This window comes from Halorhodospira sp. 9622 (genome assembly GCF_022228025.1).
GTDB classification, from domain to species: Bacteria; Pseudomonadota; Gammaproteobacteria; order Nitrococcales; family Halorhodospiraceae; genus Halorhodospira; species Halorhodospira halophila_A.
On the sequence record NZ_JAJNRE010000035.1, the window covers coordinates 1 to 16,393 of the forward strand.

A 16,393-nucleotide genomic window follows, 5' to 3' on the forward strand; every position below is an offset into this window, starting at 1 on the left:
CGCCGGGGTGAGCAGCACAGGGAACCCCGCCGATAGGCGGGGCGCGTTCGCCGATCCGGCAAGCCGGGGGGCGCCTCCGCCGACCGGGGCATCGGGCTGGGCATACCGGCCAGGTCGCGCGCGTTTCCCGCCCGGCCTCCACGCGCCGTCCACTGTAGCGGATCGACCCTTGGAGCCCGCCGCAGCGATCTTCCTATACTGTGGGGTATGAGCCTCAGCGCCCGAACCTACAGCCGCGCCGAACAGGCCGCCGACCGAATCCTGCACTGGGTGGCCATCGCCGCCGCCCTGGCCGGAGCGGCCGTTCTGGTCACCCTGGCCATCCAGCGTGGCGACCCGACCCTGATCGGCAGCGTCACCCTCTACGGGCTGGCGCTGGTCGCCCTGTTTCTAGCCTCGGCGCTGTGCAACCACGACCTCACCGACCACCACTCGACGCGCGCCGAACGGCTGCGCCGCCTGGATCACGCGACGATCTTCTTTATGATCGCCGCGACCTACACCCCGTTCACCGTCAACGCCCTCGAGCCACCCCACGGCTGGGCGCTGCTGGCCTTCGTGTGGGCGGTCGCGCTGATCGGCATCGGCGCCAAGCTCCTGCTGCCCCGGCCGCCGGGCCGGGCGTTCTCGGTGGTCCTGTGCCTGACCCTAGGCTGGTCGGTGGTGGTCGTCCTCGATCCGCTGGTGGCGGCACCGTCCACGGCCGGGCTAATCCTGCTGATACTCGGCGGCGTCCTGTACAGCGCCGGGGTACTGCTCTACCTCTGGCACCGCCTGCCCTACCACCACGTCGCCTGGCACGGGATGGTCCTCGCCGCCGCCAGCTGTCACTATGCAGCCGTTCTGGCGGGCGTAGTCCTGGCGCCGGAACCGACCCAGCTCTGATCCCTCCGGGGCACCTGCGTAACGGGCCGACATGACCGATCTACTGCTCTTCGCCGCCGGGCTGGCCGGCGTCATTGCCGGTGCCGAGCTGCTCGTCCGCGGCGCCAGCCAGTTGGCCCGGCGGCTGGGCCTCGCTCCGCTGGTCATCGGACTGACCGTGGTCGCCTTCGGCACCAGCGCCCCGGAACTGGCCATCACCCTGCGGGCCGCCTTCACCGACCACGCCGCCGATCTGGCACTGGGCAACGTCGTCGGCAGCAACATCGCCAACATCCTGCTGGTGCTCGGACTGGCGGCGCTGATCGCGCCGATCGTCGTCGCGCGGCGGCTGATCCGCATCCACGTGCCAGTGATGCTGGCCGCCTCGCTGCTCACCTTGCTCCTCGCCCGGGACGGGACGCTGGCCGGTTTGGACGGCGTGATCCTGCTCACCGGGTTGGCCGGCTATCTGGCCCTGACCCTGGCCCGGGACCGGGGCCAAATCGCGGCCGAGGCCGAACCGAGCGCTCCAGCACGCCTCCCCGGGGCCCTGCTGCGACTGGTGATAGGCATCCCGTTGCTGGCCGTGGGCGCCTTCCTGCTGGTGGACGCGGCGGCGGCGCTGGCCGCGGCACTGGGGATCAGCGATCTGGTCATCGGCCTGACCCTGGTGGCAGTGGGCACGTCACTGCCGGAGATCGCCACCACGGTCAGCGCCTACCGGCTCGGCGACCGCCAGATGGCGGTCGGCAACCTGGTCGGCAGCAATATCTTCAACCTCCTGGCCGTCCTCGGCCTGGCCGCTCTGGCCGCGCCTGGCGGGGTGACGGTGAACGCCGCCGCCCTCGCCTTCGACCTGCCGGTGATGCTCGCCGTCGCCTTCGCCTGCCTGCCCGTTTTCTTCACCGGGCACACCGTCGCCCGCTGGGAGGGGGCGCTGTTCCTTGGGTATTACGCCGCCTACTGCGCCTTCCTGTTCCTGGCCGCGGCGCAGCACCAGGCCCTGGGCCCCTTCAGCGCCGTGATGCTCGGTTTCGTGGTGCCCCTGACGCTGATCACGCTGGCCGTGGGCGTCACGCGGCAGCTGCGCGACTACCGCCGCGGGTTGTATAGTTGACGTGACACCCGAACCCTCTGGGAGTAGCCGACGATGAGCCGCCACTTCGACGCCGCCGCCGGCCTATGCGAGCAGCCAGAGCCGGAGACCGACGGTTTCAAGCTCAACCACACCATGCTGCGCATCAAGGATCCGCAGCGCTCCCTGGACTTCTACACCCGGGTACTGGGTATGCGCCTGGTGCGCCGCCTGGACTTCGAGGAGATGCGCTTTACGCTCTACTTCCTCGCCTTCCTGGACGACCGCCAGGCTGCCGAGGTCCCCAGCGAGGATGGTCCGCGCACCACCTGGAACTTCGGCCGCGAGGGGGTGCTGGAGCTGACCCACAACTGGGGCGACGAGAGCGACCCGGAGGTGGCCTTCCACGACGGCAACACCGAGCCCAAGGGCTTCGGCCATATCGCCATCACCGTCCCCGACGTCTACAGCGCCTGCGAGCGCTTCGAGGCGCTGCAGGTAGACTTCGTCAAGCGCCCTCAGGAGGGCCGGATGCAGGGCATCGCCTTCATTCGCGATCCGGACGGCTACTGGATCGAGGTGGTGCAGCCCGATCTGCTGGAACGCCAGGGGCTGGGCTGATCATGCCCGGCCTTTTGATGCTGCTCGGGATGGCGGTGCTGATCGTCGCCGGCATCGCCGTGCGCGAGCGCACCGAGGTGATCAGCAACACCGCGTTCATCCTCGCGGCGGTGCTGCTGATCCTGGCCATCCTCGCCTTTACGCGGACGATCTGAGCTTCAGCGCGGCCGACCGGCGAGGGCATGCAGCACCTCGCCCAGGCAGGCAGTCAGCCGGCGAGCCGCGTCGAGGTGCAGGAACTCGTCCGGGCCGTGGGCGTTGGAGCCGGGCCCGGCCACGCCGGTGACCAGGTACTGCGCCGCGGGGAAACGCCGCTCCAGCCAGTTGAGCAGCGGGATGGTCCCGCCCTCGCCCATGTGCACCGGTGCCGCTCCGAAGTGGCCCTGCGAGGCCTCCTCCAGGGCGCCGGAGAGCCATGGCTCAGGCTCCGGCGCGGCCCAGCCGGAAGCCACCGCATCGGGCTCGAAGCGCACCCGCGCCCGGGCCGGCGGATCCTCGCAGAACAGCGTCTCCAGCCCCTCGGCCACGGCCTCCGCATCGACGGTGGGGGGCAGGCGGAGCGCCAGCTTGGTGGCGGTGAACGGACGCAGCACGTTGCCGGCGGCCTCCACCGGGGGCAGCCCCTCGGCACCGACCACCTCCAGCGCGGCGCGCCAGGTGCGATCGAGGATGCGCTCGGCGGGGTCTTCGGACTGCGCCTCGACCCCGCGCAGGAAGGGGTAGCGGTCGCGAGTCAGGTCGCCGAGCACGGCGCCGGCGTGCTCGGCCTGCTGCCGGCGCAGACCGGGGATGGTGACGCCGCAGAGCTGCGGCAGTACGCGGCCGGTCTCGGGATCCTCAAGGCGGCTGAGGAGCTGGCGCAGGATGCGGAAACTCGACGGCACCACGCCGCCGGCGTCGCCGGAGTGCACCCCCTCACGGAGCACATCCACGCGCAGGGTACCGGTGATCATGCCGCGCAGCGAGGTGGTATTCCACAGTCGGTCGTAGGTCCCGCACCCGGCGTCGGGGCAGACGATGAGATCCGGCTGGCCGATGCGCGGTGCCAGGGCATCGAGGTAGGCCGGCAGGTCGAAACTGCCGCTCTCCTCGCACGCCTCGATGACCAGCACGCAGCGGGGATGGCGCAGCCCCGCCGCCTGCAACTCGGCGATGGCCACCACCGCCGAGAAGACGGCGTAGCCGTCGTCCACCGCACCGCGCCCGTAGAGCCGGCCCTCGCGCACCACCGGCTCCCAGGGACCGAGGCCATCAGACCAGCCCGTATTCTCCGGCTGTTTGTCCAGGTGACCGTAAAGCAACGCAGTGCCCGCCGAATCGTCGCTTCCGGGCAGATCGACGAACAGCAGCGGGGTCCGCCCCTCGAGCCGCTCGATGCCCACCTCTGCACCGGGCAGGTGGCGCTGACAGAAGGCCTCCGCCAGCTCCAGCGCCCGGTCCAAGTGGCCGTTGGCCGCCCACTCCGGGTCGAAGTGCGGCGATCGGGCCGGGATGCGCACGAACTGCTCCAGGGCCGGCAGGGCCTCCCGGTTCCAGGTATCGATCACCCGCTGCGTTTCCAGGACGTTAGCCACCTTGTTCCTCCGCCAGCTCTTGAATCACTTGGTCGTGGATGCTGCGCGCTGACTCGTCGGCGAGGACGAAGCAGGCGCGCCGTACGTGCCGGAGCTGCGCCGCCGTGCTGCGCAGGGTGCCCACGGCGACGCGGGCGGCGCGCTCCATGGGAAACCCGAAGGCACCAGTGGACAACGCCGGCATGGCCAGGCTGGTCAGCCAGTGCTCCTCGGCGCGGCGCAGCGCGTTGCGGTAGCAGGCGGCGAGCAGCTGCTCGCCGGGCTCGTCGACGCCGTAGACCGGCCCGAGGCAGTGGATGACGTGCCGGTTCGGCAGGGCGAAGCCGGAGGTGATCACCGCCTGCCCCGGCTGGATGGGCGCCAGCGGCCGGCACGCTTCGGCCAGCTCCGGGCCGGCGGCGCGATGCAACGCGCCGGCGACCCCGCCGCCGGGCATCAGCTGGGCATTGGCGGCATTGACCACGGCATCGCAATCATCCTGGGCGGCAATGTCCCCCACCCGCGTCTCTACAATGAGATCCGCGAATCGTGCCTGCATCCTCCCTCCTGACAACGGCGCCCGGCAACCGGCTGGCCACCGGGGCAACGTGACAAGGCCTCTTCCGGGAAGGTAGCAGTCAGGAGCCGCCGCGGGCCTCACGGATGGCCTCGTAGGCGGCCCGGATCTGGCGGGTCCGCTCGCCGGCGGCCTCCAGCTCCTCCTCCGAGACGCCCCGGGCAATCAGTCGGTCGGGGTGGCTCTGACTGATCGCGCGCCGGTAGGCCCTGCGCACCTCGTCACTACTCGCCCCGCGACTGAGCCCAAGCAGCCGGTAGGCGTGGTCCAGGGTCGGGCGCACGCCGCGGCGGACCGTGCCGCGGCGCAGCTCGGCCAGTCGGGCGTCGAGGTCGGCCCGGGACACCCCCACCTGGTGCCAGATGCGGCGCAGCAGTCTTTCCCGCGGCGCATCCAGGGCGCCATCAGCCAGCGCCACGCGCAGCTGGAACTCCAGAAAGCGGGCCAGCTCCTGGGGACGGTTGCGGCCAACCACCCGCAGCAGGCCAAGCACAGGACGCAGCGGGGCGTCGGGCGCCTTGCCGCGGTTGAAGATGGTGATCGCCCGCCGGCGGCCACGCTCGTCCAGCGGCAGCTCTCCCAGCACCCGGCGGGCGGCGGCGATCTCCTGCTCGCTGACGCGGCCGTCGCTCTTGGCCAGATGACCCATGGTCAGGGCCGTAGCGCCGAGGAAAAGACGCTGCGTGCGGCCCAGGCCGCAGCCGCTCCAGACCAGCCCCACGACCTGGGTCAGGCGCACCCACAGATCGATCAGGGCCCCCACGGCCAAGCCCGCCACCGCCCCGCTCCAGCCGGCGATGAGCCAGCCGCCGAGGGTGGCGAGGATCCGCCCCGACCAGCGGCGAACTATGCGGTACGGCTGCTGCATCCACCTCACCTTCCAGCGCGGGCCAAGGATACCCGAGCGGCTGCGTCGAGGGCAGCCCGCTTGCATCCCCGGCCGCGTTTTACAATGCTCGTCGATCGGGTGACCCTTAGGGGACACGGACGCTGCCAACAAGAAGGGGAATCATCGTGCCGGACAAGCATGTCGCAGTCGTCGGCGGAGGGATCGCCGGCGCCGGAGCCGCCTGGCTGCTGGCGGGCCGGCATCGGGTCACGCTCTTCGAGGCCGAGGACTACGTCGGTGGCCACACCTGCACCATCGACGCCCGCCTGAGCGACGGCCACCACCCGGTGGACACCGGGTTCATGGTCTTCAACCCGCGCAACTACCCCCACCTGTGCGCCCTGTTCGACCACCTGGGCATTGAGGCCCAGGCCTCGGACATGTCCTTTGCCTGCGCCGACCGCGACGACGACCTGGAGTATAACGGCGAGAGCCTGCGCGGGCTTTTCGCCCAACGGCGCAACCTGGTCCGCCCGGGCTTCCTGCGCATGGTCTACGACATCCTGCGCTTCAATCGCCGCGCCAAGCGCGATCTGGCCGGCAGCCTGGACGACCACCTGCCACTGGGCGAGTACCTGGACGCCGGCGGGTACGGCCCCGGGTTCCGCCGCCACTACCTGATGCCCATGGCCGCGGCGATCTGGTCCGCCTCGCCGAGCACCCTGCGCGCCTTCCCGGCCCGGCGCTTCCTGGCCTTCTTCCGCAACCACGGACTGCTCGATCTGGCCGACCGCCCGCAGTGGCACACCGTCCCCGGTGGCGCGCGGCGCTATATCGACCAGCTCCTGCCGGCCCTCCACGCGGTGCACACCAGCACGCCGGTGCGTCGGGTCCAGCGCCTAGACGCAGGAGGCGTGCGGCTGAGCGGTGACGACGGCGAACTGGGCGAGTTCGACGAGGTAGTCCTGGCCGCCCACGCCGACCAGACGCTGGCCATGCTCGACGCCCCCACCGACGAGGAGGCCCGGCTGCTCGGCCAATGCCGCTTCCAGGACAACCTGGCGCTGCTGCACACCGACCCCTCGGCCATGCCGCAACGCCGCCGCATCTGGGCCAGCTGGAACCACATCAGCGCCGCCGACGAGCAATCCCGGCGCCCGGTCTCGGTCACCTACTGGCTGAACCGCCTGCAGCAGGTGCCCAGCGAGCAGAACATCTTCGTCAGCCTCAACCCAGTGGACGCCATCGACGACGCCTACGTGCAGCGGCGGCTGGCCTTCACGCACCCGGTCCTCGACGGGGACGCCGCCGCCGCCCAGGACGCGCTGCCGGCGATCCAGGGCCGCGACCGGCTGTGGTTCTGCGGCGCGTGGACCGGCTTCGGCTTCCACGAGGACGGTCTGCGCTCGGCGGTGCGCGTCGCCGAGCAGCTCGGCTGCCCGCCGCCGTGGGGCGGCGAGGCGCAGGCCGCCCCGGCCAGCGCCACCGCGGCCGCCGGACAGCCGGCGGGGGAGGCGGCATGATCGAAGCCCCTGCGCTCTACGTCGGTGGGGTCACCCACCGGCGCAGCATCGCGCCGCAGTACCATTTCCGCTACCGCTACGCCGCGTTCCTCTTCGACGTTGACGACCTCCCGGCGCTGGATGCGCGGTGCCGGCTATTCGCCTACAACCGCAGCGGGCCGATCAGCCTTCACGATCGGGACTACGGCCCGCGGGACGGTACGCCGCTGCGCCCGTGGATCGATTCGGTGCTGGCCGAGCGCGGCCTGGACACGGCGGACGGCCGCGTCCTGCTGCTGACCGTGCCCCGAGTGCTCAACCACGCCTTCAATCCGCTGTCGGTGTGGTTCTGCCTCGACCGGGACGAGCGCCCGCGCGCCGTGCTCTGCGAGGTGCACAACACCTTCGGCGAGGTCTACGGCTACCTGCTCCACCAGGACGGGGCGCCCATGCCTTTCCCCATTCGCAGCCAGGCCACCAAGGTCTTTCACGTCTCGCCGTTCCTGCCCGTCGACGGCGAGTACCGCTTCCGCTTCTCGGCGCTGACCGAGTCGCTGGCGGTGGCCATCGGCTACCATGGCGAGGAGGGGCGCCGCCTGTCGGCGGTGCAGACCGGTGAGCGCCGTTCGCTGACCGACGGTCAGCTGCTGCGCATCCTCGGCCGGCTGCCGCCGCCGGGGATCCGCGCCCTGGTCGGCATCCACTGGCAGGCGCTGAAGATCTACCTGCGCGGTGGCCGATTCCACAGCAAACCCGAATCACCCAAGGAGCTCGTTGGATGACGCAGATCAGCCAAACCGGATCTGCCCGCACACAACCCGGTGTGCCGCTGGCAGCGCGGCCGCTGATCCGTTGGCTGGCGCGCTTTCGCACCGGCACCTTGCGCCTGCACCTGCCCGACGGCCGCTCGCTGATGTTCGGCGGCGAGATCGATGGCCCAGCTGCCGAGATGACCCTGCACCGGCCGGCCCGACTGGTCGCGCGCGTCCTGCACCGCGGCGACATCGGCTTCGCCGAGAGCTTCATGGCCGGCGAGTGGGACACCCCGGCGCTGGCGCCGCTGATCCAGGTGATGGCCAGCAATGAACACGCCTACAACGCCACGCCGGCAGGGCGCTGGTACACCCGCGCCCTGCTCGGGCTGCTGCACCGACTGCGCGCCAACACCCTGCGCGGCAGCCGGCGCAACATCGCCTACCACTACGACCTGGGCAACGACTTCTACCGCCTGTGGCTGGACGAGACCATGACCTACTCCTCGGCACTCTTCGCCGAGCCCGAACAGCCACTGGCCGACGCACAGCGCAACAAGTACCGGCGCACCCTCGATGAGCTGGGCGCGCAGCCCGGTGAGCGGGTGCTGGAGATCGGCTGCGGCTGGGGCGGTTTCGCCCGGGAGGCAGCCGGTGCCGGGTTGGCGGTGACCGGGCTGACGCTCTCCCGCGAGCAGCTGGCCTGGGCGCAGTCGGCGCTGGCCGAGGCGGACCTGAACGACCGGGCCGATCTGCGCCTGCAGGACTACCGCGAGGTGTCCGGGCAGTTCGACCACATCGTCTCCATCGAGATGTTCGAGGCCGTCGGCCAGGAGCACTGGCCCGCCTTCTTCGACACCGTCTACCGCTGCCTGCGCCCCGGCGGGCGGGCTCTGCTGCAGATCATTACCATCGACGAGGCATCCTGGCCGGTCTACACCGGTGGCCCGGACTTCATCCAGCGCTACATCTTCCCCGGCGGCATGCTGCCCACCGAGCACCACGTCCGCGAGGGCCTCGGCGCCGCCGGGCTGCACTGCGAGCGGGTGACCAGCCACGCCGGTGATTACGCCGACACGCTGCTGGCGTGGCATGAGCGTTTCCTCGCCTGTAGCGACCAGGTCCGGGCACAGGGCTTTGACGAGCGCTTCCGGCGCATGTGGCGCTATTACCTCGGCTACTGCGAGGGCGGCTTCCGTTGCGGGCGCATCGATCTGCAGCGTTTCCTGGTCCGGCGCCCGCATGCCTGACGAGACGCCGGTCTATCCGATCCGCACCGTCGCGGAGTTCACCGGCGTCAACCCGGTCACCCTGCGGGCGTGGGAGCGTCGCTACGGACTCATCCGTCCACACCGCACCGCCAAGGGCCACCGCCTCTACTCGGAGGGCGATATCGCGCGGATCCGGCGGATCCTCCAGCTCCTCGACCGCGGGGTGCTGATCAGCCGGGCCCGCGAAGCGCTCGCCGCCGAGGAGAGCGGCGAGGAGATCGCCGCCGGTGAGGAGCCTTGGCCGGCCTGGCGCAGCCACCTGGCCCGGGCCCTGGCGCGTTTCGAGCCCGCCGCTCTGGACGGCGCCCTGAGCGAGCTGCTCAGCCTCTACCCGGTGGACCGGGCGGCGAGCCACGTTCTGCTGCCGGTGCTCAGCGAGCGCCTGGCCGGCGATGCCGAGGCGGTGGCCGAGGGGCACCTGCTGGCCGCTTACCTGCGCGGGCGCCTGGGGCACCTGGCCAATCGGGCGCCGGCGCAGGGCCAGGGGCAGCGCCTGCTGCTGGCCGCACCGGCGCAGCCGGGACCCGCCACCGGCGTCACCGGCGTGGCCCTGTGCATCCTGGCGCTGACCGCCCTGAACCGGGGCCACCACCCGGTACTGCTCGGCGAGGCGGTGCCGGCGGCGGCCATCGATGCCGGGGCCCGCCGCGCTGCGGCGGACCACCTGCTGCTCTACGGCGGCGCCCATCCGGCGGCAGCCTGGGACGAGGCAGTAGCCAACCTGGCCGGCGGCTGGCCGGGCCAGACGGCGGTCACCGGCCCGGCCGCTGAGCAGCCCGATGGCCTGCCGGCCGGGGTGCGGGCCCTGGCCGGCGAGCCCCACCAGGTCATCGACCGCCTCTGCCACCCACCGCAACAGGGAGACTGAGCCGTGAGCACCGCCCTTGTCTGGCTGCGCCGGGACCTGCGCCTGGCCGATCAGCCGGCCCTGGCCCGCGCCGCACAGGCTGCGGAGCGCATCGCCCCGGTCTACATCCACGCCCCGGAGGAAGCCCGACCCGCCGCCGGCGCAGCCAGCCTGTGGTGGCTGCACCACAGCCTCGCCGCCCTGGACGCCGAGCTGGCCGCCGCCGGCAGCCGGCTTTGCCTGGACAGCGGATCGAGCGCCGAGCGGCTGTGCCACTGGGCGCAGATCAGCGACGCCACGGTGGTCTACTGCACGGCCATCGCCGAGCCGTGGGCCCGACAGCAGGAGGCTGCCGTCGCCGAGGCGCTGGCCGGGATCGGGGCCCGCCTGGAGGTCCTCCCCGACGGCCTGCTCACCGACCCGAGCGCTGTGCGCAACCGCAGCGGCACCCCGTACCGAGCCTTCACCCCCTTCTGGCGCAGTGTCCGCGCGCAGCTGGATCCACCACGTCCGACTTCGCCCCCGGCACTGCCCGGTTTGCCGGAGGCCATCCCGGAACCACAGCCGCTGGAGGCACTGGGGTTGCTGCCGCGCATCCGCTGGGACGAAAAACTGGCTGCCTCCTGGCAGCCCGGTACCGTCGGCGCCACGCAGCGCCTGGAGCGGTTCCTGGAAACGGCAGCAACCGCTTACGCCGAGCAGCGCGACTACCCGGCGCGACCAGGGACCTCGCGGCTGTCGCCGCACCTGCACTTCGGCGAGGTCAGCATCCGCACGCTCTGGCACGCCGTACACGACGCGCGGCAGGCGCAGCCGGCGGCGGCCGAGGCCCTGGACACCTTCCTTGCCGAACTGGGCTGGCGGGAGTTCGCCTACCACCTCCTCTGGCAGCAGCCGCAGCTGCACGACACACCCATCGACAAGCGGTTCGGCCGCTTCGCCTGGCGCGAGGATCCGGACGGCGCCCTGCTCGACGCCTGGCGCCGGGGTGCGACCGGCGTACCCCTGGTGGATGCCGGCATGCGCGAGCTCTGGGCCACCGGCTGGATGCATAACCGGGTGCGCATGGTGGTCGGCTCCTTCCTGGTCAAGAACCTGCGCCTGCCCTGGCAGCACGGCGAGGCGCACTTCCGCGATACGCTGGTGGACTGGGATCTGGCCAGCAACAGCATGGGCTGGCAGTGGGTCAGCGGCTGCGGTGCCGACGCCGCCCCCTATTTCCGCGTCTTCAACCCGGTCCGCCAGGGCGAGCGCTTCGACCCGGATGGCGAGTATGTCCGGCAGTGGGTCCCCGAGGTCGCCGGCCTGCCCAAGAGCCATATCCACCAACCCTGGGCGGCGCCCGCCGACACCCGGGCGCGCTGCGGCCTGCGCCTCGGGCACAACTACCCCGAGCCGCTGGTCGATCTGGCCACCAGCCGCAAGGAGGCGCTGGCAGCATTCCAGGCCCTCGGGTAGGGTAGGGTGCATGACAACAAGTACGCCCGTTTCCCAGACCCGCATCCAGAGCTTGCCGCTGCTGCACAGCGGCAAGGTCCGTGACATCTACGCCGTGGACGACCAACGGCTGCTGATCGTGGCCACCGATCGGCTCTCGGCCTTCGATGTCATCCTTCCGGACCCGATCCCCGACAAGGGGGCGGTGCTGACCCGGGTCTCGAACTTCTGGTTCCGCAAGACTGGGCACTTGGCCGCCAACCACCTGCTCGATACCCCACCGGAGTCGGTGGTGGCCCCGGAAGAGGCCGATCAGGTCCGCGAGCGCGGCGTGGTGGTCCGCCGCCTGCAGGCACTGCCCGTGGAGGCCATCGTCCGCGGCTACCTGGCTGGCTCCGGGTGGCAGTCCTACCAGCAGGACGGCACCGTCTCCGGGGTCGCCCTGCCCGGCGGCCTGCGCCAGTCGGACCGACTGCCCGAACCAATCTTCACGCCGACCACCAAGGCCGCTGTCGGCGACCACGACGAGCCGATCTCGTTCGCTCAGACCGTCGAGCTCATCGGCGCCGATCTGGCCGAACGGATCCGCACCATCGCCCTGGAGATCTTCGCGTTGGCCACCGAGCACGCGGAAGCCCGCGGGCTGATCATCGCCGATACCAAGCTGGAGTTCGGCGTCACACCGGAGGGCGAGCCGGTGATCATCGACGAGCTGCTGACCCCGGACTCGTCGCGCTTCTGGCCGGCCGACGCCTGGCAACCCGGCACTGCGCCCCCGGCCTTCGACAAGCAGTACATCCGCGATCACCTCGAGGCGCTGGGCTGGGACAAGCGCCCGCCGGCGCCCCACCTGAGCGACGACGTGATCCGCAGAACCGCGGATAAGTACCGCGAGGCCGAGCGCCTGCTCACCCGCTAGGCGCCGTCCGCGGAGCCGCGGCCATGGACCGACCCACGGGGCAGAATTGATCATGCACAATACAGACGTCGCGAATGTGGTAGAGTCACCCCGTCAGGGCATCAACCCCGCGGAGTGGATCCCCATGGAGCCAAGCGACTGCGAGAACTGCGCCATCCGCTCCGTCGCGCTGTTCGGCGAGATCGACCCGCAGACTGTCGCGCAGCTTCAGGATCAGGCCCAGGAGTTCCGCGAACCGGCAGGGACGGTGCTCTACCAGGAAGGCGGCAGCGCCGACTCGGCCTTTACCCTGCGCGAGGGCATCATCAAGCTGGTGCGCAACCAGCCCGGCGGGCGCGAGCAGATCGTGCGCCTGCTGGTCGGCGGCGACTTCTTCGGTGCCGAGGGGCTGTTCGGCGACGCCCACCACCACAGCGCCATCGCGCTCACCCCGGTCTCCCTGTGCCGGCTGCCCAACACCCTGCTGGAGCAGCTGCGCACCGCCGATCCGACCTTCACCAACGCCCTGCTCAACCGGTGGCGACGCGCCCTCAACGAGGTCGAGACCTTGGCCCTGGATCTGGGTGCGCGCAAGGCCGAGGAGCGCGTGGCCTCGTTCCTTCTCCATTGGCAGACCAAGCACGGCTGCCAGGCCGAGTGGCTGCCGCTGCCGCTGTCGCGCAGCGAGCTAGGCGACCTGCTCGGCCTGCGGGTAGAGACGGTCAGCCGGGTGATGGCGCGCTGGAAGCGCGAGCGGGTCTTCGAGGAGCGTGGCGGCCACGTGCGCCTGCTCGACGCCGACGAACTCCACCAGCTCGTGGAAAGCGCCCGCAGCACCTAGCCACCCGGCGGGCCACCCCCGCCCGGCGCCCGCCGCCAAAACCGCTTCTGAATCGCAAAACCAAAACCGCCCCACCCGGCGATGCCGGATGGGGCGGTGGCTACAGCGAATGCCGCAGCTAGTCAGGCGCGCATCAGCGCCACCGTGGTGTCGAGCATGCGGTTGGAGAAGCCCCACTCGTTGTCGTACCAGGCGCAGGCCTTGATCAGGCGACCGCCCATGGCGCGGGTGAGGGTGGCATCGAAGATGCTCGACGACGGGTTGTGGTTGAAGTCGATGGAGACCAGCGGGTCTTCGTTGTAGGCGAGCACGCCGGCGAGCTCACCCTGGGAGGCCGCCTTCACCACCTGATTGACCTCCTCGACGCTGGTGTCGCGGGAGGCGGTGAAGGTCAGATCCACCAGCGAGACGTTGATCGTCGGCACGCGGATGGCGAAGCCGTCGAGCTTGCCGTTGAGCTCGGGCAACACCAGACCCACCGCCGCGGCGGCACCGGTCTTGGTCGGGATCTGCGAATGGGTGGCGCTGCGGGCGCGGCGCAGATCCTTGTGGAAGACGTCGGTCAGCACCTGGTCGTTGGTGTAGGCGTGAACCGTGGTCATCAGGCCGGCCTCGACCCCGATCTTGTCCTGGATGGCCTTGACCATGGGCGCCAGGCAGTTGGTGGTGCAGGAGGCGTTGGAGACCACCTCGAGCTCCGGGGTCATCTGCTGATGGTTGACGCCGTAGACGAAGGTGCCGTCCACGTCCTTGCCGCCGGGAGCAGAGATCACCACCTTCTTGGCACCAGCCTGGATGTGGGCACCGGCAGCCTCCTTGGTGGTGAACAGCCCGGTGCACTCCATGACGACATCGACCCCGAGGTCCTTCCACGGCAGGTCGGCGGGGTTGCGCTCGGCGCAGACCTTGATGCGGTCGCCGTTGACCACCAGGTCACCGCCTTCCACCTGCACATCGCCGGGGAAGCGGCCGTGGGCCGTGTCGTAGCGGGTCAGATGGGCGTTGGTCTCGGCGTCGCCGAGGTCGTTGATGGCGACGATGCGGATCTCGTCGGTGCGGCCGCTCTCGTAGAGCGCGCGCAGGACATTGCGGCCGATACGCCCGTAACCGTTGATCGCTACGTTGATGGTCATGGATCCTCCTCCCTCAATTACGCTTCATCTTGAATCTGCTGCGGTACTCGCCGGCGCCCCCGCCGTCCTGCACCGCGTCCGTTGCGTCGAAACGGCGACCGCGGCAGTGTAACCGATCCATCCGCGCTGCGGGGATACAGGCCATCAAGATTGAGGATGCCGGTAATTAGCTGGCGCGATAGCTGATTTGTCAGGGGCTTGCCATGGATGATCACCACCTCTTCACCTCGGAGTCGGTCTCGGAGGCCCATCCGGACAAGATGGCCGACCGAATCTCCGACGCCGTGGTCGACGCCGCCCTCGCCACCGACCCCCACGCCCGGGTGGCCTGCGAGACGGCGATCAAGACCGGCATGGTGCTGCTCTTCGGCGAGCTCACCACCTCGGCGTCCATCGACTTCGAACGGGTCGTTCGCGAGACCGTCCGCGACCTCGGCTACAGCGGCTCGCAGCTCGGCTTCGATGCCGACACCTGCGCGGTTCTCCACGCCCTGGGCCAGCAGTCGCCGGACATCGCCCGGGGGGTCGACCGCGACGACCCGCAGAGCCAGGGAGCCGGTGATCAGGGGCTGATGTTCGGCTACGCCTGCGACGAGACCCCGGCCCTGATGCCCGCCCCCATCCATCACGCCCACCGGCTCATGGAGCGTCACGCCCGGCTCCGCCGCGCCGGCAGCCTGCCGTGGCTACGCCCCGACGCCAAGTGTCAGGTCACCTGCCGCTACGCCGACGGCGAGCCGGTGGCCATCGACGCGGTGGTGCTCTCCACCCAGCACAGCGAGGCGGCGAAGCTGGAAACGGTGCGCGAGGCGGTCATCGAGGAGATCCTGCGCCCCACCCTGCCAGCGAGCTGGCTGGATGAGCGGACCCGCTTCTACATCAACCCCACCGGCCGCTTCGTCGTCGGCGGGCCGCTGGGCGATGCCGGGCTCACTGGGCGCAAGGTGGTAGTGGACACCTACGGCGGCATCGCCCGCGTCGGTGGCGGCTGCTTCTCGGGCAAGGATCCGTCCAAGGTCGACCGCTCGGCGGCCTACGCCTGCCGGTACGTGGCCAAGAACCTGGTCGCCGCCGGTCTCGCCCGCCGCTGCGAGGTGCAGGTCGCCTACGCCATCGGGGTCGCGGAGCCGGTCTCGATCTCGGTGGAGACCTTCGGGACCGGGGTGCTGCCGCGGGCCCGGCTGACCGAACTGGTCCGCCGCCACTTCGATCTACGCCCCTACGCCATCATCCGCGACCTCGGGCTGCTGCGCCCGGTCTATCAGATGACCGCCGCCCACGGGCACTTTGGCCGCGACGGCGAGGCCTTCACCTGGGAGCGCACCGACCGCGCCCAGGCCCTGGCCGCCGACGCCGGGCTCTAACCGCGGCGACGAACGCCCCGAGGAGGACACCCATGGCACTGAACTGGATCCCGCAAGGCGGTGAGGTCCTGATCCAGGGGGCCAGCCGCGGCATCGGGCTGCAATTTGTCGAGCAGTGCCTGGCGCAGGATCGGATCGCGCGGGTCTGGGCCTCCTGCCGGGATCCGGCGCGGGCGCAGGCATTGCAGGCGCTGGCCGAGGCCCATCCGCAACGGCTGCGGCTGCTGACCCTAGACGTGACCGAGGAGTCGACCATCCAGGACGCGGCGGCGGAGGTGGCGGCGGCGCAAGGCCGGCTGCATCTGGTGGTCAACGCCGCCGGGCTGCTGCACGACCGGGCCCGGCGGATCCGGCCGGAGAAGCGGCTGGAGGCGGTCACGCCAGAGGCGCTCTCTGCGCTGTTTCAGGTCAACGCCGCCGGCCCGCTGCTGGTCGCGCGTCACTTCCTGCCCCGGCTTGAGCACGGCGATCCGGCGGTCTTCGCGGCGATCTCGGCGCGGGTGGGCTCGATCGGTGACAACCGCAAGGGGGGCTGGTACGCCTACCGGGGCTCGAAGGCGGCGCTGAACCAGTTCATCCGCACCCTGGCGGTGGAGTTCGAGCGCCGGGCACCTCAGGTCAGCTGCGTGGCGCTGCACCCGGGGACGACGGACACGGATCTCTCGGCGCCGTTCCAGGCCTGGGTGCCGACCGATCAGCTGTTCCCGCCACAGCGCACGGTGCGCCAGCTGCTGGCGGTGATCGATGGCCTCGATGCCTCGGACAGCGGCGGGTTCTTCGCCTGGGACGGGCAGCCCATCCCCTGGTAGAGGCGCATCGGGCCTGGCGC

General features: G+C 70.8%; 17 protein-coding genes. 13 read left to right on the plus strand and 4 right to left on the minus strand.

The genetic code is table 11. The features are described from left to right. Nucleotides 1–207: 207 nt before the first annotated feature. The 4 genes from LRG07_RS12490 to LRG07_RS12505 are packed head-to-tail and all read left to right on the plus strand — an operon-like array spanning nucleotide 208 to nucleotide 2,715. A complete protein-coding gene (locus tag LRG07_RS12490; RefSeq protein ID WP_238642532.1) occupies nucleotides 208–885 on the plus strand; it encodes a hemolysin III family protein in 678 nt (225 codons plus the stop codon). 31 nt (nucleotides 886–916) lie between these two features. After that, nucleotides 917–1,981: a calcium/sodium antiporter gene (locus tag LRG07_RS12495; protein WP_201169467.1), complete on the plus strand. Its 1,065-nt coding sequence runs from the start codon at nucleotides 917–919 to the stop codon at nucleotides 1,979–1,981. 33 nt (nucleotides 1,982–2,014) lie between these two features. Beyond that, a complete protein-coding gene (gene gloA / locus LRG07_RS12500) occupies nucleotides 2,015–2,560 on the plus strand; it encodes a lactoylglutathione lyase (RefSeq protein WP_238633366.1) in 546 nt (181 codons plus the stop codon). 2 nt (nucleotides 2,561–2,562) lie between these two features. Further along, a complete protein-coding gene (locus LRG07_RS12505) occupies nucleotides 2,563–2,715 on the plus strand; it encodes a hypothetical protein (protein ID WP_201169471.1) in 153 nt (50 codons plus the stop codon). Between the two features lie 3 nt (nucleotides 2,716–2,718). On the opposite strand, the gene LRG07_RS12510 is transcribed toward LRG07_RS12505, so the two are convergent. The 3 genes from LRG07_RS12510 to djlA form a co-directional block, all read right to left on the minus strand. Beyond that, nucleotides 2,719–4,134, minus strand: coding sequence for a M20/M25/M40 family metallo-hydrolase (locus tag LRG07_RS12510; RefSeq protein WP_201241478.1), 1,416 nt, complete (start codon nucleotides 4,132–4,134; stop codon nucleotides 2,719–2,721). Further along, nucleotides 4,127–4,672, minus strand: a complete 546-nt coding sequence (locus LRG07_RS12515; RefSeq protein WP_201169475.1) for a macro domain-containing protein — start codon at nucleotides 4,670–4,672, stop codon at nucleotides 4,127–4,129. The genes LRG07_RS12510 and LRG07_RS12515 overlap by 8 nt, the downstream gene beginning before the upstream one ends. A gap of 79 nt (nucleotides 4,673–4,751) precedes the next feature. After that, nucleotides 4,752–5,558, minus strand: a complete 807-nt coding sequence (gene djlA / locus LRG07_RS12520; RefSeq protein WP_201169478.1) for a co-chaperone DjlA — start codon at nucleotides 5,556–5,558, stop codon at nucleotides 4,752–4,754. Nucleotides 5,559–5,704: 146 nt separating this feature from the next. Between djlA and LRG07_RS12525 the strand changes: the two genes are divergently transcribed. The 7 genes from LRG07_RS12525 to LRG07_RS12555 all read left to right on the plus strand — a co-directional run bounded on the left by LRG07_RS12525 (nucleotide 5,705) and on the right by LRG07_RS12555 (nucleotide 13,067). Beyond that, nucleotides 5,705–7,042 carry an FAD-dependent oxidoreductase gene (locus LRG07_RS12525; protein ID WP_201169481.1) on the plus strand — a complete coding sequence of 446 codons (1,338 nt, stop codon included), beginning with the start codon at nucleotides 5,705–5,707 and terminating at the stop codon, nucleotides 7,040–7,042. Beyond that, on the plus strand, nucleotides 7,039–7,803 hold the full coding sequence (locus tag LRG07_RS12530; protein WP_201169484.1) for a DUF1365 domain-containing protein: 765 nt from the start codon (nucleotides 7,039–7,041) through the stop codon (nucleotides 7,801–7,803). Before LRG07_RS12525 ends, LRG07_RS12530 begins: the two co-directional genes overlap by 4 nt. After that, nucleotides 7,800–9,023 carry a cyclopropane-fatty-acyl-phospholipid synthase family protein gene (locus LRG07_RS12535; RefSeq protein WP_201169486.1) on the plus strand — a complete coding sequence of 408 codons (1,224 nt, stop codon included), beginning with the start codon at nucleotides 7,800–7,802 and terminating at the stop codon, nucleotides 9,021–9,023. The genes LRG07_RS12530 and LRG07_RS12535 overlap by 4 nt, the downstream gene beginning before the upstream one ends. Beyond that, a complete protein-coding gene (locus LRG07_RS12540) occupies nucleotides 9,016–9,912 on the plus strand; it encodes a MerR family transcriptional regulator (RefSeq protein WP_201169489.1) in 897 nt (298 codons plus the stop codon). The genes LRG07_RS12535 and LRG07_RS12540 overlap by 8 nt, the downstream gene beginning before the upstream one ends. A 3-nt stretch (nucleotides 9,913–9,915) precedes the next feature. Beyond that, complete coding sequence (locus tag LRG07_RS12545; protein WP_201169492.1) at nucleotides 9,916–11,349, plus strand: deoxyribodipyrimidine photo-lyase; 1,434 nt, start codon at nucleotides 9,916–9,918, stop codon at nucleotides 11,347–11,349. Between the two features lie 10 nt (nucleotides 11,350–11,359). Continuing rightward, nucleotides 11,360–12,247 carry a phosphoribosylaminoimidazolesuccinocarboxamide synthase gene (locus tag LRG07_RS12550; RefSeq protein WP_201169495.1) on the plus strand — a complete coding sequence of 296 codons (888 nt, stop codon included), beginning with the start codon at nucleotides 11,360–11,362 and terminating at the stop codon, nucleotides 12,245–12,247. A 124-nt stretch (nucleotides 12,248–12,371) separates the two neighbouring features. Then, entirely contained in the window at nucleotides 12,372–13,067 is a 696-nt protein-coding gene (locus tag LRG07_RS12555) for a Crp/Fnr family transcriptional regulator (protein ID WP_201169498.1), read from the plus strand. A gap of 122 nt (nucleotides 13,068–13,189) precedes the next feature. Here the strand turns inward: LRG07_RS12555 and gap are convergent, their stop codons facing one another. Beyond that, on the minus strand, nucleotides 13,190–14,200 hold the full coding sequence (gap, locus tag LRG07_RS12560) for a type I glyceraldehyde-3-phosphate dehydrogenase (protein ID WP_201169501.1): 1,011 nt from the start codon (nucleotides 14,198–14,200) through the stop codon (nucleotides 13,190–13,192). A 203-nt stretch (nucleotides 14,201–14,403) separates the two neighbouring features. Here gap and metK point away from each other — a divergent pair, with 203 nt between their 5' ends. Both metK and LRG07_RS12570 read left to right on the plus strand, forming a co-directional pair. Further along, nucleotides 14,404–15,564 carry a methionine adenosyltransferase gene (gene metK, locus LRG07_RS12565; protein ID WP_238642533.1) on the plus strand — a complete coding sequence of 387 codons (1,161 nt, stop codon included), beginning with the start codon at nucleotides 14,404–14,406 and terminating at the stop codon, nucleotides 15,562–15,564. A gap of 32 nt (nucleotides 15,565–15,596) precedes the next feature. Then, nucleotides 15,597–16,373 carry an SDR family oxidoreductase gene (locus LRG07_RS12570; RefSeq protein ID WP_201169504.1) on the plus strand — a complete coding sequence of 259 codons (777 nt, stop codon included), beginning with the start codon at nucleotides 15,597–15,599 and terminating at the stop codon, nucleotides 16,371–16,373. Nucleotides 16,374–16,393 lie beyond the last annotated feature (20 nt).

Coding starts and splice junctions, on each gene's coding strand:
- LRG07_RS12530 (WP_201169484.1), top strand. CDS start 7,039: ATGATCGAAGCCCCTGCGCTCTACGTCGGTGGGGTCACCCACCGGCGC.
- LRG07_RS12555 (WP_201169498.1), top strand. CDS start 12,372: ATGGAGCCAAGCGACTGCGAGAACTGCGCCATCCGCTCCGTCGCGCTG.
- LRG07_RS12515 (WP_201169475.1), bottom strand. CDS start 4,672: ATGCAGGCACGATTCGCGGATCTCATTGTAGAGACGCGGGTGGGGGAC.
- LRG07_RS12570 (WP_201169504.1), top strand. CDS start 15,597: ATGGCACTGAACTGGATCCCGCAAGGCGGTGAGGTCCTGATCCAGGGG.
- LRG07_RS12495 (WP_201169467.1), top strand. CDS start 917: ATGACCGATCTACTGCTCTTCGCCGCCGGGCTGGCCGGCGTCATTGCC.
- gloA (WP_238633366.1), top strand. CDS start 2,015: ATGAGCCGCCACTTCGACGCCGCCGCCGGCCTATGCGAGCAGCCAGAG.
- metK (WP_238642533.1), top strand. CDS start 14,404: ATGGATGATCACCACCTCTTCACCTCGGAGTCGGTCTCGGAGGCCCAT.
- gap (WP_201169501.1), bottom strand. CDS start 14,200: ATGACCATCAACGTAGCGATCAACGGTTACGGGCGTATCGGCCGCAAT.
- LRG07_RS12540 (WP_201169489.1), top strand. CDS start 9,016: ATGCCTGACGAGACGCCGGTCTATCCGATCCGCACCGTCGCGGAGTTC.
- LRG07_RS12505 (WP_201169471.1), top strand. CDS start 2,563: ATGCCCGGCCTTTTGATGCTGCTCGGGATGGCGGTGCTGATCGTCGCC.
- LRG07_RS12490 (WP_238642532.1), top strand. CDS start 208: ATGAGCCTCAGCGCCCGAACCTACAGCCGCGCCGAACAGGCCGCCGAC.
- djlA (WP_201169478.1), bottom strand. CDS start 5,558: ATGCAGCAGCCGTACCGCATAGTTCGCCGCTGGTCGGGGCGGATCCTC.
- LRG07_RS12550 (WP_201169495.1), top strand. CDS start 11,360: ATGACAACAAGTACGCCCGTTTCCCAGACCCGCATCCAGAGCTTGCCG.
- LRG07_RS12535 (WP_201169486.1), top strand. CDS start 7,800: ATGACGCAGATCAGCCAAACCGGATCTGCCCGCACACAACCCGGTGTG.